Genomic DNA, 15281 nt, shown 5'->3' with positions numbered 1-15281 from the left:
GATGGAAAAGGACTATTTCATAAAAAACATGGTGTGTGACAGATGCATTAAAGTGCTCAAGAATGAAATTGAGGCTAAAGACATTAAACTCACAGACATAGAATTAGGCCGAATACGATTGGAGCTTAAGGACGATACAACACTAGCGATATTTAAGGATATTCTGGATAAAAATGGCTTTTCCTTAATCAATTCGACTGAGGTAAAACTCACGGAGCAAATAAAAATTACACTTATCAGGCTGCTGGATTATTTACCCATTGAACTAGAAGGGAAGCTTTCAGTAAAGCTGGCCGAAAGTATAGGGATAGACTATTCAAAAATGAGCAAGGTGTTTTCATTTACGGAAGGCGTTACCATCGAAAAATATTTTATAAAACTAAAAATTGAAAAAGTAAAAGAACTCATTCAAGCCAATGAGCTAAACTTTACCGAGATAAGTCAGCTACTGGATTATAGTCATATAAATCACTTGAGCAGGCAGTTTAAAACGGAGACGGGTATGAGTTTAACGCAATACAAAAACGAACATAAGAATTTTAGGAATTCTTTAGACCAAATTATATAGATAACAACCAAGATTATGACACAATTCGCTGGAAGACAGGAGTAATTTTGTATAAAATTAAAAAACCCATGAAAAATAAAATTAGTTTCCTAGTACTGTTTTTTGCTGTACTGAACATGAGTGCACAATTGGTGGCGAATGATTCTGAAGAAAACGTAGACGACTGGCCGGAGCGTGTCTATGAATTAACGATTGACTTTGAAACAGTAAATTTCACGGGTAAAGACGTACAGGCCATGACCATTAATGGTGGTATTCCTGGTCCTAATCTGGAGTTTAATGAAGGAGAATTTGCCATCATTAACGTAACTAATAATTTAGATGTGGAAACATCGGTACACTGGCACGGTTTAATACTCCCAAATTTCTTTGACGGAGTTCCCTATCTCACCACACCTCCCATACTGCCCGGTAAAACCCAACAGTACAAATTTGCGCTTAAACAATCTGGAACCTATTGGTATCATTCACATACAGGGCTTCAGGAACAACGTGGCGTGTATGGTAGTATTCAGATAAACCCAAAGCAAACAGACCTGCAATACGATAAGGATTTAGTGCTCGTGCTGTCCGACTGGATGGATGAAAGTCCGAAATCACAACTTAAAAACTTAAAGCGTGGTAACGAATGGTATTTAATTAAAAAAGGACAAATACAAAGTCTGGATAAACTTATTAAGAAGAATGCAGTAGGAGCAAAGCTGAAAATGGCCTGGCAACGTATGCCGGATATGGCTATATCGGATAATTATTTTGATAAATTCTTCATCAACGGAAGCGCTGAACAGAACTATACAGATTTTGAGCCAGGCGAGCGTGTGCGTCTTCGGTTTATAAACGCTGCTGCGGCAACGTATTTTTGGTTAACCTTTGGCGGTGAGGACCCTATGCTAGTTTCTGCAGATGGGCTCGATGTAGTGCCTGTACAACACAATAAAACACTTATTGGGGTGGCTGAGACCTACGATTATATCGTAACAGTTCCCGAAAATGGTAAACTTCAATTAAGAGCTACTGCGCAGGACGGTTCTGGCGAAGCATTGGCCTATATTGGCAAAGGGAAAACACTGGAAGCGCCGGTAGTTCCTGAGCCCGATTTAATAATGGGAATGAAACATATGATGTCTATGGGAATGAAAATGGGGGCGCCAGCGTCCAAATTCAATCCTTCCAAAAATGATTCTATTCAAGTAATGGAAAAGTATAAGATGGATATGAGCGGGATGAACATGGATGGAATGTCCATGGACAACGGTAAAATGAACATGGACGGTATGGATATGAAAACAGATTCCACCAAAATGGATCATTCTAAAATGAAGATGAAAGATGATACGATGAAGGATGGAATGATGGGTATGAAAAATGATTCCACTAAAATGGATCATTCCAAAATGGATCATTCCAAAATGAAGATGAAAGATGATACGATGAAGGATGGTATGATGGGTATGGATATGAAAACCGATTCCACTAAAATCGATCATTCTAAAATGGACCATTCTAAGATGAAGATGAAGAATGATAAAATGAATGGCAGTATGGACCCGCCTGCCGGACGGGCAGGAATGGGCGGCATGAAGATGGGCTATAGGGTTCCAGAAGATAAAGTAGTTGGCGACAATATGAAAACGGGTGGAAATCCAGAATTCAATTATAATTACTTGCGTGCAAAAGAATCCACAGAATTCGAAAATGACAAACCAGTAAAAGAAATGCTTTTCAATCTTACGGGGAATATGAACCGATATGTTTGGAGTATAAATGGGGTTCCACTTTCTGAAACGGATAAAATACAAATCAAAAAAGGCGAAGTTGTTCGGGTTACGTTAAACAACCTAACCATGATGCATCACCCCATGCACCTGCACGGACACTTCTTTAGAGTGTTGAACGAAAATGGAGAATATTCACCCTTAAAGCATACCGTAAACGTAGCGCCCATGCAGAAAGTAGTTTTTGAGTTTGCAGCCAACGAATCGGGCGATTGGTTTTTCCATTGTCACATATTATACCATATGATGAGCGGAATGGCACGCGTATTTAGTTATGACACACCAAGAGATGAACGCTTACAAGAATACCCATTAACCAAGCTTACGAATGAAGGGGACCATATGTTTACCTGGGGCGAACTTACTGCAGCAAGCCATATGACGGAGGTATACGCCACCGCAACCAACATTCGCAATCAATTTAGCGTGAGGGGCGAATATGGTTGGAATGAGAACCTAGAAGTGGAAGCTACCTACGAACGTTATCTCAACGATTATTTCCGTGTGTTTGGTGGTGTAAATGTAGAGAATGGTATGGAAGACAGTCTAGAAGAAATTAATACTACCGCAATCGCCGGTGTGAGATGGTTACTACCATTACTCATTAATTCAGATTTCAGAATTGATAGTAAGCTACGTCCGCAAGTAAGTTTTTCTACTGGCTTTATGATTTTACCAAGACTGGGGATCTATGGAGAGTATGAATACCAAATGGATTTTGGCTGGGATGGCAAACTTCCCGCAGGTCAGGATTTTGACGAAGAAACCACATGGCAAGTCGGACTAGAATATGTTTTGAGTCGTAACTTTTCACTTATGGCAAGTTATGACAACCGCTTTGATGCCGGTGGCGGACTGTCATGGAGATTTTAGAAATTAAATAAACCTTAAACACAAATAAATACACATATTATGAAAACAGTAAAAAGAACACTAGGAATCGCCTTTATGGCATTAATGACCGTAGCTTTTGTATCCTGCAAAGATGGTGGCAAAGAGCACGATAACTCAGACGGACATCACGATGATGATGCAAGTGCTCCTATGAGCAGTGAAATGCGTCAAGAAGGTGACGTTAAGCAAGATATGGGGATGAGCGATGCTCAAGACGCAAAGGCTGAAGTTATTTTAAAAGACTATTTCAATCTAAAAGATGCTTTGGTAGGAGATGATAGTGACAAAGCACACTCGTTAGGAGCTACTTTGGTTGCTTCTCTAAAAGATTTTGATGCGTCTGGATACAGCGCCAGCGAACAAGCTGAACTGAAAGATATCCTGGCAGATGCAATTGAACATGCAGAGCATATTTCTGAAAGTGAGATGAGCCATCAGCGTGAACACTTTAAAATCTTGAGTAAAGATGTAACCGATATGGTTGCCATCACAGGAACAGCAACGAAATTGTACGAGCAATTTTGCCCAATGTACGATGGTGGATCTGCCTGGTTAAGTATGAATGAAGAAGTTAGAAATCCGTACTACGGAAGTTCTATGTTGAAGTGCGGTAAAGTACAACGCGAAATCAACTAATTGAAAGTTGTAAAAATCATAGCGTGGATAGCATTAGTTGCCTTCGTGGTTATTCAGTTTATTCCGGTGAACTATAACCAGAGTGAAACTGTACCACAAACCGATTTTATGCTAGTAAACAAGGTCCCTGCAGCGGTAGAGAAATCGCTGCAGGTGTCTTGCTATGATTGCCATAGTAACAATACCCAGTATCCTTGGTATAATAAGATTCAACCAGCTACTTGGTATTTAGAAGATCATATAAAGCATGGAAAGGAAGAATTGAATTTCAATGAATGGGATACCTATTCAGACCGAAGAAAAAGCAGCAAATTACGCTCTATTATCAAGCAGATTGAAAATGGCGAGATGCCCTTGGATAGCTATACGCTAATTCACGGAGATGCTGTACTATCCAAAGAACAGCAAACCGAAGTCATAAAATATATGACTGACTTAAAAGAGACAATACAATAACCGAAACCAAAACCATATAACATGTACCATCTTAAAACCATCACTTTACTAACAACACTCTCTGTTTTAGTTTTTTCTTGTAACGAAAAGACCCCGCAAGTGGAACAAGAGGAAACTACTGTTCAAGAAGAAATTGTTGACACTGCTAAAGATACAGAAGCTGTTGTCTCCGTTATGAAATCGTATAAAGACGCGATACAAAACTTAACCACCGAAGGAACTTTTGAACTCTTTACGCCAGATGCTACCATATTTGAACAAGGTAAAGTGGAAGGCACTTATAAAGACTATATAGATGGACATTTAGGCCCAGAATTAGGACATTTTAAAAGTTTTACTTTTTCTGATTATGAGATTGAAGCCACTGTGAATTTGCCGTACGCATTTACAACCGAAAATTATTTATATACCATCGTATTAAAGGGAGACGAAGTAAAAGGAACCAAAGAACGTACTATCGAAAGTAAGGGCGTTGCTACTTCCATTCTTGAAAAAATTGATGGCGAATGGAAAATTATTCACTCACACACCTCCTTTAAAAAATTGAATCAATAAAGTATGAAACACACCTATCACATACACGGAATGACTTGCAATGGCTGCCGAAGCCACGTGGAGCAAACACTTTCAACAGTAGAAGGTGTGACGAGCGCTACCGTAAATTTAGAAAAAGCCGAAGCAACTATTGAAATGGATTCTCATATTCCTTTGGAGACCTTTCAAAAAGCGTTGGCAGAAGATGGCGGAAGCTATTCAATTCACAAAAGTCCCCTCCCAACCTCCCCGAAAGGGAGGAGTAAGGAGGGTCAAAACCAAAAGGATAAGAAAAGCCCCCTCCGGGGGTTGGGGGGACAGGGTACAGGAACCTATTACTGCCCCATGCATTGCGAAGGTGATAAAACCTATGACAAACCAGGCGACTGTCCCGTTTGCGGAATGGATTTGGTAGAAGAGCAAAATCTATCGGCTCCCACGGCCGAACAATGGACCTGCCCCATGCATCCCGAAATAGTAAGAGATGAAGCGGGAGCCTGCCCCATTTGTGGCATGGACTTGGTGCCTATGCAACCAGATCTTTCTTCTGAAGAAAAAACCTATAAAAAGCTGCTCAAAAAGTTTTGGGTCGCCGTTGCTTTTACCATTCCTATTTTCCTGATGGCCATGAGCGAGATGATTCCTAGCAATCCGTTGTACGATATCATGGAACAAAAATGGTGGAACTGGATTCAATTTGGATTGTCCATTCCTGTGGTATTTTATGCTACTTGGATGTTTTTTGAACGCGCCTACCGAAGCATTAAAACCTGGAACCTCAATATGTTTACACTTATTGGTATTGGTGCTGGGGTTGCCTGGCTGTTTAGTGTGTTTGGAATGTTGTTTCCAGATTTCTTTCCGTCACAATTTAAAACCGAATCTGGTGCGGTTCACGTTTATTTTGAAGCGGCTACCGTTATCCTCACCTTAGTATTAATGGGGCAGGTTTTAGAAGCGCGGGCACATAGTAAAACCAACTCGGCCGTAAAAGAATTATTGAAACTCGCACCCAATAAAGCCGTGCGTGTGGTAGATGGGACTGAAGAAGAAGTATCCATAGACCAGATTAAAAAAGGAGATATCCTACGCGTAAAACCAGGTGATAAAATACCTGTAGATGGCGTGATTACCGAAGGACATACCACGGTAGACGAATCTATGATTTCTGGAGAACCTATTCCAGTAAATAAAGCTGAAGATGATAACGTAAGCAGCGGTACCATAAATGGGAATCAGTCTTTCCTAATGAAAGCTGAAAAAGTAGGGAGCGATACCTTACTCTCACAGATTGTAAAAATGGTAAACGACGCCAGCCGAAGTCGTGCGCCTATTCAAAAATTGGCCGATACGGTTTCGGGCTATTTTGTGCCTGTAGTAGTTATTATCTCACTGCTCACTTTTGGCGTCTGGGCAATTTGGGGACCCGAACCTGCGTATGTGTATGCGCTGGTAAATGCGATTGCTGTATTAATCATTGCGTGCCCGTGTGCGCTAGGCTTGGCAACACCTATGTCTATTATGGTAGGAGTTGGTAAAGGGGCGCAAAATGGAGTGCTTATAAAAAATGCTGAAGCCCTTGAAAAAATGGACAAGGTAACCACCTTAATTGTTGATAAAACTGGAACCATAACCGAAGGAAAACCAACGGTAGAAAAAATGGGTTCTTTCAGCGAGTCATTTTCTGAAAGTGATATCACTCAATTAATAGCTTCCCTCAATAGTTCCAGCGAACACCCTCTTGCCGAAGCCACCGTAAAATACGCAAAAGAACAAAAAACGGAACTTCTAAAAGTAGCCGATTTCAGTGCTGTAACCGGAAAAGGTGTGGAAGGAAATGTAAACGGGAAAAAGTTAGATCTTGGAAATGCCAAAATGATGGAACACGCCAAAGCATCTATTTCACCCGAGATGGAGCAGGAGGCACAATCGTTTCAGAAGCAAGGAAAAACCGTTTCGTATGTAGCTGTAGATGGAAAGGTCGCTGGATATGTAGTAATAGGAGATAAAATTAAAGAAACCAGTGCCAAAGCTATCAAGGAACTGCAAGATAAAGGCATAGAAGTCATTATGCTTACAGGCGATAACCACGATACCGCGCAAGCTGTAGCCAGCGAACTCAATCTAGCCGACTTCAAAGCAGGAATGTTACCAGAAGATAAGCTGGAAGAAGTGAAGAAATTACAGGAACAAGGGCAAGTTGTCGCTATGGCAGGTGATGGAATTAACGATGCTCCTGCTCTGGCAAAAAGTGATGTAGGAATCGCCATGGGAACAGGAACCGATGTAGCTATTGAAAGTGCCATGATAACCTTGGTAAAAGGAGATTTACACGGTATCGTAAAAGCGAGAAATCTAAGTGATGCTGTGATGAAAAACATCAAACAAAATCTGTTTTTCGCACTCATCTATAACACGCTGGGTGTGCCCATTGCAGCGGGGGTATTATTTCCCGTTTTCGGGCTTTTACTTTCGCCTATGATTGCAGCGCTGGCTATGAGTTTCAGCTCTGTTTCGGTGATTGCAAATGCGTTACGACTCAAATCAAAATCAATTAACTAATCAATTTATATTATGAAAAAAACCATCGTATTATTCGTTTCGCTTATCCTTTTAGCTTCTTGTAAAGAGAACACAAAAGAGCCTCAAGAAATGGAAACAAAAGAAGTGACTGAAGAACCACTCACGGTAGAACCTGATAAGAAAAAACCTTTAAGTCCGCATACAAGTGCCATGGCGATGGTTGGGGATGCTCATATTCATATAGATTATTCTTCGCCAGGGATGCGTAACCGAATGATCTTTGGCGGATTGCTTCCGTACGACGCGGTATGGCAAGCCGGAGCGCACAACGCAACCTGGTTGGAAACCAATAAAGATTTAACGATTGCCGGAAAAGAATTGAAAGCTGGTAAATATGGTTTTTTCGTGATTCCGAATGAAAAGGAATGGACGGTCATCTTCAATAGCAACTGGAACCAGCACGGCAAAGACGACTATAATGAAAAAGATGATGTGTTACGATTTAAAGTGGCACCTACCCTTTCAGAAGAAATTGTAGAACATCTCACGTATACGGTAACAAAAACGAACGAAACTTCAGGCACGATTAAATTAGCCTGGGAAAAGGTGACTATTATGTTTCCTTTTCAAATTAAATAACCCTTAAAACCATGTATTATGAACTCTAACGAACAAAAAAACAAAACCATGAAAAAAGGAAGTTACACCAAATTTGTAGGGATGCTTGCTGCATCTTTTGTAGCTATGTACATCACCATGTATTTAAATACGTATGCTATTGATCACGTTTATTTCAGTCTTACCAGATTCTATATGAGTTGTTTGGGGATTGCAGCTATGGCTATCATAATGTTTGTAGCGATGCGAGGTATGTATCAAAATAAAAAGAAAAATATAGCAATCGTTTTAGGAAGTATTATTCTCTTTGTAAGTGCGTTGGGTCTGGTGCGCGACCAAAAATCGACTGTGGGCGACGTACTTTGGATGAAAGCAATGATTCCTCACCACTCGATAGCAATATTGACAAGTGAGCGAGCCGATATTCAGGATCCGGAAGTAAAGCAACTTGCCGATGATATTATCAAGGCACAACGAAAAGAAATCGAGGAGATGAAAGCAATGATTAAGCGTCTGGAGGATAATTAAAAGGTTTTGGGCGCTCAGGCGGGCTTTACGCTGTATCTTTTTTTGTCCCTCAGAAAAAAGGACAAAAAAAGGATGCCGCTTCAATCCCTAGCGCGGTGCAGGAATATATTAAATTATAGAAATTATGAATAAGAATATTGTATACATAGCAATCGCAGTAGTTGTTGGACTGTTAGCAGGTTGGATTATTTTTGGTAGTTCGGCAGAGGGCTCTATGGCAGTGAAGGACGTATCGGATATGTCCGATACCCACGACCACTCAGGAGAAACTGCTGCAGAAATGTGGACCTGCTCCATGCACCCACAAATTATGCAACCAGAACCCGGGGACTGTCCCATTTGCGGCATGGATCTTATTCCAGCAGAAACCAGCGCTGAAGGTCTTGCGGTAAACGAAATAAAAATGACCGAAAACGCCATGGCACTCGCTAATATCCAGACAACTATTGTTGGAAATGGTACGAGCGAGGAAGACGATGGAATGCTTTCACTTTCAGGAAAAATTGCTACGAACGAAGAGAACAACACCGTGCAATCCAGTTACTTCGACGGCCGTATTGAACGTTTGAATGTAAATTTTGAAGGACAGGAAATAAGTAGAGGTCAGTTGCTCGCCACTATCTATGCACCAAGTTTGGTGGCAGCCCAGCAAGAATTGATTACCACCGCTTCTCTCAAAGAATCACAGCCTGCTTTATACAAAGCGGTACGCAACAAGCTTAAAAACTGGAAACTTTCTGAAAGTCAGATTAATACTATAGAACAGTCCGGAAATGTACGCGAGAATTTCCCCATTTACGCTACCGTTTCCGGAACTGTTTCTGAAGTAATGGCTGCTGAAGGAGATTATGTAAAACAAGGACAGCCTATTGTAAAGTTAAGTAACCTGAACACAGTCTGGGCAGCGTTTGATGCGTATGAAAATCAGATCTCAAACCTTAAAAAAGGGCAAAAAATCAAGATTACGACCAATGCCTATTCCAATAAGGAATTCGATGGTACCGTATCCTTTATAGACCCTATTTTAAACAATGCAACACGTACCGTAACTGTAAGAGCAACATTAGAAAACAGAGACGATTTGTTTAAACCTGGAATGTTTGTAACAGGAAAAGTAAAAGGAGTTATGACTGCTGCTAGCACACAATTGAGTGTTCCGGCCAGTGCGGTGTTATGGACTGGAGAACGTTCCCTAGTCTACATAAAGACAAACCCGAACGAGCCAGTTTTTGAAATGCGCGAAGTAACCTTAGGAAACAGAAGTGGTGAGAAGTATCAAGTGACTTCAGGATTGACCAGTGGGGATGAAATAGTAACCAACGGAACGTTCACAGTAGATGCCGCTGCACAGTTGCAAGGGAAGAAATCTATGATGAATAAGGGTATGAAAGACGAAGGAATGACTGCAATGGCTCCCATGAAAATGGAACTTTCAGCAGCGTTTCAGAAAGAATTTCAAAAAGCGTTACCTGCCTACCTTCAAATGAAGGATGCTTTTGTGGCAAGCGATGCAGTGCAGGTTTCTGCTTTCGCAAAAGAGACTTCAAAAGAATTGAAAGCGATCAACTCCAAAGATCTAGGAAAGATGGAGTTGTCACATTTCAACCAAAGCATTACTATGCTCGATGCTATTGCCGAAAATGACATTCTTGACAATCAGCGGGAACATTTTGTTATTCTTAATGAGAACATAGTAGCCTTGGCCATGAACGTCAAAGCGTTGTCGAATACCATCTATGTTCAAAAATGTCCTATGGCAAATAATAACAAAGGCGCTATTTGGTTGAGTACCGAAAAGGATATCCGCAACCCCTATTATGGAGAACAGATGTTAACCTGTGGAAGTGTGATTGAAGAGATTAAATAAAGCAAACGCGATAGAATGAACATCGAATTACAACAACATTATGGAGTTCAATTTGAGCCTGAATTACTTTTAGAAATAAGTAAAGTAGGTTCCTTTTTAGAAATTGAGGAAGGCGAGAATCTAATAAGTGTTGGGCAATATGTAAAGTCGATGCCTTTAATACTCTCGGGTAGTATTAAGATTTTAAGACCCGATAAAGAAGGTGAAGCGCTATTACTTTACCACCTTGAACGTGGCGATACCTGTGCCATGACCTTAACCTGCTGTCTGGGGCAAACCAAAAGTGAAATCCACGCAGTGAGTGAAACGCCCGTGCAACTTATTATGATTCCTATTGAAAAAATGGAAGCTTGGTCCAGCAAATATAAGAGTTGGCGGAATTTTGTTTTTGAAAGTTATCATAACAGAATGATGGAACTATTGGAAAGTATTGACAACATTGTATTTAACAATCTGGATCAGCGCTTAGAGAATTATATTACTACGAAGACCGAGCTTATAAATAGCAAACATATTTACAGTACCCACAAAGAAATCGCAAACGATTTATATACCAACAGAGTGGTGATTTCAAGACTCCTGAAAAAGATGGAAAACGACCATAAAATAAAACTGCACCGTAGTTTTATTGAAGTACTGTAACAAGGGTTACAGATATTAAAAATATTGCGCAGTACATTTGTCCTATAATTTTTAAAAAGATTCATGGAACTAATTGAAGTTTTAGGATATATAGGAGCACTGCTCATAGGATTGGTCTTGGGACTCATAGGCGGCGGCGGCTCCATACTCACAGTGCCTATTTTAGTGTACGCACTCGCTCTTAACCCCGTACTAGCAACGGCATATTCTTTATTTGTGGTTGGAACCACGTCACTGGTTGGCGCCTTAAAAAACATGAAGAAAGGAATGGTCGATTTTAAGACCGCTATTATCTTTGCCATTCCTGCATTTATTGCGGTTTATCTTACCAGAGCCTATTTAATTCCCGCCATTCCAAATGAACTTTTTGAAGTAAACGGTTTTTTGGTCACAAAGAATCTTGCTATAATGTTGTTTTTTGCCATTATTATGCTACTCGCATCGGTGTCTATGATACGGAATAAGAGAAAAGAAACCGCCGAAAACACTCCTATCACCTACAATTATCCTCTAATTATTATTGAAGGCCTGGTCGTGGGAACTATCACAGGAATAGTAGGTGCTGGTGGCGGATTTTTAATTATTCCCGCACTCGTATTACTGGCGAAATTACCAATGAAAAAAGCCGTGGCAACATCGCTTTTTATTATTGCAATTAAGTCTTTGATTGGATTTTTAGGTGACGTACAAAATCTTGAGATTGACTGGCCATTCTTACTAACCTTTACCGCTATTTCTGTGGTGGGAATCTTTATTGGAATCTGGCTTAACAAATTTATAGATGGTAAGAAACTGAAAAAAGCTTTCGGATGGTTTGTATTGGTCATGGGAATCTACATTATTTACAAAGAACTAGTCACATAACGGAGGCGATTATTAATTTCATTAAAACTAAAGCTATGCACATCAAACAATTTGAATACAAGCCACTGTCACATTATTCGTACGCTATTGTTAGTGACGGAAAAATGGCGGTGATAGACCCGGAAAGAAATCCGCAGCAATACTATGACTTCGCGAAAGAAAATCAAGCAAAAATAGTAGTTGTAATTGAAACACATCCTCATGCCGATTTTGTGAGTTCGCATCTTGAAATCCATACAAAAACTGGAGCCACCATTTACAATAGTGAAATGTTAGGAGCCGAGTATCCACATCATTCTTTTGATGAGGGCGATAGCATTCCATTGGGAACCATAACGCTAAAGGCTATCAATACACCTGGTCACTCGCCAGATAGTATTACCATAGTTGCTTCTGAAAACGATGAAACCGCACTTTTTACTGGAGATACTCTTTTTATAGGAGACGTTGGACGACCTGACCTGCGTGAAAAGGCGGGAAATATGAAAGCGAAGCGCGAAGCACTTGCCGAAATGATGTACGATACCATTCAGAATAAATTTAAGGAATTACCAGATAACGCCTTGGTGTATCCGGCCCACGGAGCAGGATCACTTTGTGGGAAGAGTATGAGTGATGCCAATAGTAGTACCTTGGGTAATGAGCGTATGGGGAATTGGGCTTTTAAAGAACAATCCAAAGAAGAATTTATAAACACTTTACTCGACGGGCAGCCGTTTATTCCTGCGTATTTTGGATTTAACGTAGGCATCAATAAAGCAGGGGCAGACAGTATTGAACCTTCAATTGCAAAAATCCCGTTTACTGAAAATGTTACAGCAGATGGGCTAATTATAGATATGCGTGATGAAGCTACCTTCAAAAAAGGACATTTAAAGGGTAGTATCAATATTCAGGCGGTTTCAGATACTATGAAGTTTGAAACCTGGTTGGGTGCTATTGTGGAGCCGGAAGAAGCATTCATATTGGTTATTGATGCTGAAAAAAATAAAGAAAAACTGATTCACCGCATAGCCAAAATAGGGTATGAACAACAGCTTACACAGGTCATTACACTTTCAGAAGAAAATCTAGAGAAGACTGAACAACTCAATCTGGCCGATTTTAAAGCAAATTCAGACAACTATACTATTGTTGACATTCGCAATAGGAGCGAGATAGCTGAAGGGAAATTTTTTGATACTGCCCTAGCGCATCCCTTGAATGAATTAAGAAATACAGCCCATACAATACCTACAGACAAACCCATAGTGGTGCATTGTGCTGGCGGCTATCGAAGTGCTGCGGGAAGTAGTATTCTTCAGAAAAAGTTGAAGGGTGTTACGGTGTATGATTTAGGTGATGCTGTAAAACAGTTTCAAAAGTAGTTTGCAGCATAGTTAAATTGTTTTTTCACTTATAAACTAAAAACCGCATCTTAATTAGATGCGGTTTTTAGTTTCCTAGTAATCAAATTACTTAAGATCTGATAAAAACTTCTTAAACTCTGGATCACTATAATCTGCCATTCCCATATGTGTTAACGCTAAATTTCCATTGGCATCTATAATGTAGGTCGTGGGAATGGAAGAAGATTGATACATAGAAGGCAGGTTGCCTACAAGTGTATAAATAGGCAAATTGTACCCTTTACGCGTATCGAAATCTTTAGCTTTTTGAAAATCCTGATCAAGGGACAGCATCACAAATGCAACCTCAGCACCCATTTCTTCATGGAGTTTATCAATACTCGGCATTTCTGCTATACAAGGAGGACACCAAGTGGCCCAAAAATTCATAAAGATTACCTTTCCCTTCAATTCGGACAAAGACATTGTATTACCATCTCTATCCATCAATTTTAGATTAAAATCTGCTTTTGAAGCATCTGAAACTATAGCTGTTTCTCTATCATTTTCATTTTCCCGTACTTGTGCAATTTCTTTCACATCGGGATTCAGTATTCCTGTGGCCAATAACCCGCGTTGAGCGAAACCAATGACTTCGGTATGCATTCCAGTAGCATATAGTAAAACAGCTACAACAGCAAAAATTCCGTATTGAATCAAAGTTTTCTTTACCGTCTTATTTTTTTTCTTTATTTCCATTTTAATAAATTTTAATTGTTTCGTATTAGATTAAAGACTTAAGCTTTTGTATCCTTTTTTCTGAAGTTGAAAATTGTAGAGAATTCCATTTTCGACAACCTTCATTTCCGTTGGAATTCTAGTTTTATCAATTTGGAATTTCTCTAATGAAAAACCACAGGCCACAAGTTGGACTCCAAGTTGTTCTGCCTTTTTAATAAAAGCTCCTATCTTTTCAGTATCGGTAATATCGCCTATTTCTTTACCACAGATAATCACCTGAAAATCTCCAAAATTTTTACCATCTTCTTTTTTGAGAGCTTCGGCAGTTAATAAAATAGGTTGTAGTTGTGGAATTTTTTTAGTGAGTACCACATACTTGTTTTTATCGTGGTTGTTGTGTTGTTGTGCTTGTAAGTTAGAAGTTGCAAATAACGCAACTACTATAAGGATCGAACTATATATGTATGTTTTCATTTTGATTTATTTTAAAAGATTATCGGTGTCATTCAGTATAAAAAACAGCAGTCCACCTAAAATTGAAATGTTTTTAAACAAGGGTCCAAGGGTTGTTATTTGCCCTACTTGAACCGTTAGTGTGATGGGTATTAGCACCATCATTAAAGTAATTGCCGCCCATTTGGTTTTATATCCTAGTAAGAATAGAAAACCAGCTCCAACCATTACAATACCTGAAAGGACAATAAGCCATTGAGGTTCCCCGAAAAAATAGGCGAGACCTTTAAAATTTGCTTGTTCTATTCTTTTGGCAGTTTTCTCGATATTCAACAAGTGGTTTAGTCCTGCAACCAGGAATATTCCGCTTACCAATACGCGTAATAGTTGAATGGAACGACGATTTATTAAAATTTTTGTCGTCATTATAAATGATATAATTAAATTGATTAATTCTTGCGATGACTAGCGAAACATGTAGTGGACGCACTTTTCCTCTTTAAAGAAAATAGGAATAGTCGTGCATCATATTTAATTTTCGCTATGATAGAATTAGGCCGAACGAGGAGGCGGAGAAACTTTCTTCAGATATAGATATCTCAGTTTAGATGGGAGATGTTCGTTGAAAAGTATGTGGGAATTTAAAATAGGGAATTCCCAAGAAAATATTTTAAAATGAAACGGCGTCGTACATCGACCGCTATAAGGAATCATTTCAAGGGATGCTATTTGTGATTCAGAGAAATTAATTTTGCTCTTTAATTCCTTTGTTGGATTTTGCTTTTTACAATGAGGATTTTTGACAAAAGAGATAGTGTCTCCTGTTAGAAACATATTTAATCCATTTGCATCTA

The 15281-nt window shown here is 39.5% G+C and carries 15 protein-coding genes; 12 read left to right on the top strand and 3 right to left on the bottom strand.

Annotation, left to right across the window (positions count from 1 at the left end; translation table 11 throughout):
- Window position 1 precedes the first annotated feature (1 nt).
- The 12 genes from ACQ2HF_RS15425 to ACQ2HF_RS15370 all read left to right on the top strand — a co-directional run bounded on the left by ACQ2HF_RS15425 (window position 2) and on the right by ACQ2HF_RS15370 (window position 13272).
- Window positions 2–568, top strand: a complete 567-nt coding sequence (locus tag ACQ2HF_RS15425; RefSeq protein WP_432413108.1) for a helix-turn-helix domain-containing protein — start codon at window positions 2–4, stop codon at window positions 566–568.
- A 68-nt stretch (window positions 569–636) separates the two neighbouring features.
- A complete protein-coding gene (locus ACQ2HF_RS15420) occupies window positions 637–3216 on the top strand; it encodes a multicopper oxidase domain-containing protein (RefSeq protein ID WP_432411315.1) in 2580 nt (859 codons plus the stop codon).
- Between the two features lie 39 nt (window positions 3217–3255).
- Entirely contained in the window at window positions 3256–3873 is a 618-nt protein-coding gene (locus ACQ2HF_RS15415; protein WP_432411314.1) for a DUF3347 domain-containing protein, read from the top strand.
- On the top strand, window positions 3874–4329 hold the full coding sequence (locus tag ACQ2HF_RS15410; RefSeq protein WP_432411313.1) for a heme-binding domain-containing protein: 456 nt from the start codon (window positions 3874–3876) through the stop codon (window positions 4327–4329).
- Between the two features lie 21 nt (window positions 4330–4350).
- Window positions 4351–4884, top strand: coding sequence for a YybH family protein (locus tag ACQ2HF_RS15405; RefSeq protein ID WP_432411312.1), 534 nt, complete (start codon window positions 4351–4353; stop codon window positions 4882–4884).
- Window positions 4885–4887: 3 nt separating this feature from the next.
- On the top strand, window positions 4888–7425 hold the full coding sequence (locus ACQ2HF_RS15400; RefSeq protein ID WP_432411311.1) for a heavy metal translocating P-type ATPase: 2538 nt from the start codon (window positions 4888–4890) through the stop codon (window positions 7423–7425).
- A gap of 12 nt (window positions 7426–7437) precedes the next feature.
- Complete coding sequence (locus tag ACQ2HF_RS15395; RefSeq protein WP_432411310.1) at window positions 7438–8025, top strand: DUF2911 domain-containing protein; 588 nt, start codon at window positions 7438–7440, stop codon at window positions 8023–8025.
- Between the two features lie 18 nt (window positions 8026–8043).
- Entirely contained in the window at window positions 8044–8532 is a 489-nt protein-coding gene (locus ACQ2HF_RS15390) for a DUF305 domain-containing protein (RefSeq protein ID WP_432411309.1), read from the top strand.
- Window positions 8533–8656: 124 nt separating this feature from the next.
- A complete protein-coding gene (locus ACQ2HF_RS15385; RefSeq protein ID WP_432411308.1) occupies window positions 8657–10399 on the top strand; it encodes an efflux RND transporter periplasmic adaptor subunit in 1743 nt (580 codons plus the stop codon).
- Between the two features lie 15 nt (window positions 10400–10414).
- Window positions 10415–11041, top strand: coding sequence for a Crp/Fnr family transcriptional regulator (locus ACQ2HF_RS15380; protein ID WP_432411307.1), 627 nt, complete (start codon window positions 10415–10417; stop codon window positions 11039–11041).
- 63 nt (window positions 11042–11104) lie between these two features.
- Window positions 11105–11905 (top strand): sulfite exporter TauE/SafE family protein, encoded by an 801-nt coding sequence (locus ACQ2HF_RS15375; RefSeq protein ID WP_432411306.1) that lies wholly within the window; start codon window positions 11105–11107, stop codon window positions 11903–11905.
- A 35-nt stretch (window positions 11906–11940) separates the two neighbouring features.
- Window positions 11941–13272 carry an MBL fold metallo-hydrolase gene (locus tag ACQ2HF_RS15370; RefSeq protein WP_432411305.1) on the top strand — a complete coding sequence of 444 codons (1332 nt, stop codon included), beginning with the start codon at window positions 11941–11943 and terminating at the stop codon, window positions 13270–13272.
- Between the two features lie 87 nt (window positions 13273–13359).
- Here ACQ2HF_RS15370 and ACQ2HF_RS15365 read toward each other — a convergent pair whose 3' ends face one another.
- The 3 genes from ACQ2HF_RS15365 to ACQ2HF_RS15355 are packed head-to-tail and all read right to left on the bottom strand — an operon-like array spanning window position 13360 to window position 14853.
- Window positions 13360–13992, bottom strand: coding sequence for a TlpA family protein disulfide reductase (locus ACQ2HF_RS15365; RefSeq protein ID WP_432411304.1), 633 nt, complete (start codon window positions 13990–13992; stop codon window positions 13360–13362).
- A 30-nt stretch (window positions 13993–14022) separates the two neighbouring features.
- A complete protein-coding gene (locus ACQ2HF_RS15360; protein ID WP_432411303.1) occupies window positions 14023–14448 on the bottom strand; it encodes a sulfur reduction protein DsrE in 426 nt (141 codons plus the stop codon).
- 6 nt (window positions 14449–14454) lie between these two features.
- Window positions 14455–14853: a DoxX family protein gene (locus tag ACQ2HF_RS15355; RefSeq protein ID WP_432411302.1), complete on the bottom strand. Its 399-nt coding sequence runs from the start codon at window positions 14851–14853 to the stop codon at window positions 14455–14457.
- Window positions 14854–15281 lie beyond the last annotated feature (428 nt).

This window comes from Rasiella sp. SM2506 (assembly GCF_050859505.1).
GTDB lineage: Bacteria > Bacteroidota > Bacteroidia > Flavobacteriales > Flavobacteriaceae > Marinirhabdus.
This window is presented reverse-complemented; position numbering and strand designations above follow the sequence as displayed.

Excerpts from the sequence above, each read along its gene's own strand:
- ACQ2HF_RS15425 (WP_432413108.1), top strand. The coding sequence starts at position 2 with ATGGAAAAGGACTATTTCATAAAAAACATGGTGTGTGACAGATGCATT.
- ACQ2HF_RS15420 (WP_432411315.1), top strand. The coding sequence starts at position 637 with ATGAAAAATAAAATTAGTTTCCTAGTACTGTTTTTTGCTGTACTGAAC.
- ACQ2HF_RS15415 (WP_432411314.1), top strand. The coding sequence starts at position 3,256 with ATGAAAACAGTAAAAAGAACACTAGGAATCGCCTTTATGGCATTAATG.
- ACQ2HF_RS15405 (WP_432411312.1), top strand. The coding sequence starts at position 4,351 with ATGTACCATCTTAAAACCATCACTTTACTAACAACACTCTCTGTTTTA.
- ACQ2HF_RS15400 (WP_432411311.1), top strand. The coding sequence starts at position 4,888 with ATGAAACACACCTATCACATACACGGAATGACTTGCAATGGCTGCCGA.
- ACQ2HF_RS15395 (WP_432411310.1), top strand. The coding sequence starts at position 7,438 with ATGAAAAAAACCATCGTATTATTCGTTTCGCTTATCCTTTTAGCTTCT.
- ACQ2HF_RS15390 (WP_432411309.1), top strand. The coding sequence starts at position 8,044 with ATGAACTCTAACGAACAAAAAAACAAAACCATGAAAAAAGGAAGTTAC.
- ACQ2HF_RS15385 (WP_432411308.1), top strand. The coding sequence starts at position 8,657 with ATGAATAAGAATATTGTATACATAGCAATCGCAGTAGTTGTTGGACTG.
- ACQ2HF_RS15380 (WP_432411307.1), top strand. The coding sequence starts at position 10,415 with ATGAACATCGAATTACAACAACATTATGGAGTTCAATTTGAGCCTGAA.
- ACQ2HF_RS15375 (WP_432411306.1), top strand. The coding sequence starts at position 11,105 with ATGGAACTAATTGAAGTTTTAGGATATATAGGAGCACTGCTCATAGGA.
- ACQ2HF_RS15370 (WP_432411305.1), top strand. The coding sequence starts at position 11,941 with ATGCACATCAAACAATTTGAATACAAGCCACTGTCACATTATTCGTAC.
- ACQ2HF_RS15365 (WP_432411304.1), bottom strand. The coding sequence starts at position 13,992 with ATGGAAATAAAGAAAAAAAATAAGACGGTAAAGAAAACTTTGATTCAA.
- ACQ2HF_RS15360 (WP_432411303.1), bottom strand. The coding sequence starts at position 14,448 with ATGAAAACATACATATATAGTTCGATCCTTATAGTAGTTGCGTTATTT.
- ACQ2HF_RS15355 (WP_432411302.1), bottom strand. The coding sequence starts at position 14,853 with ATGACGACAAAAATTTTAATAAATCGTCGTTCCATTCAACTATTACGC.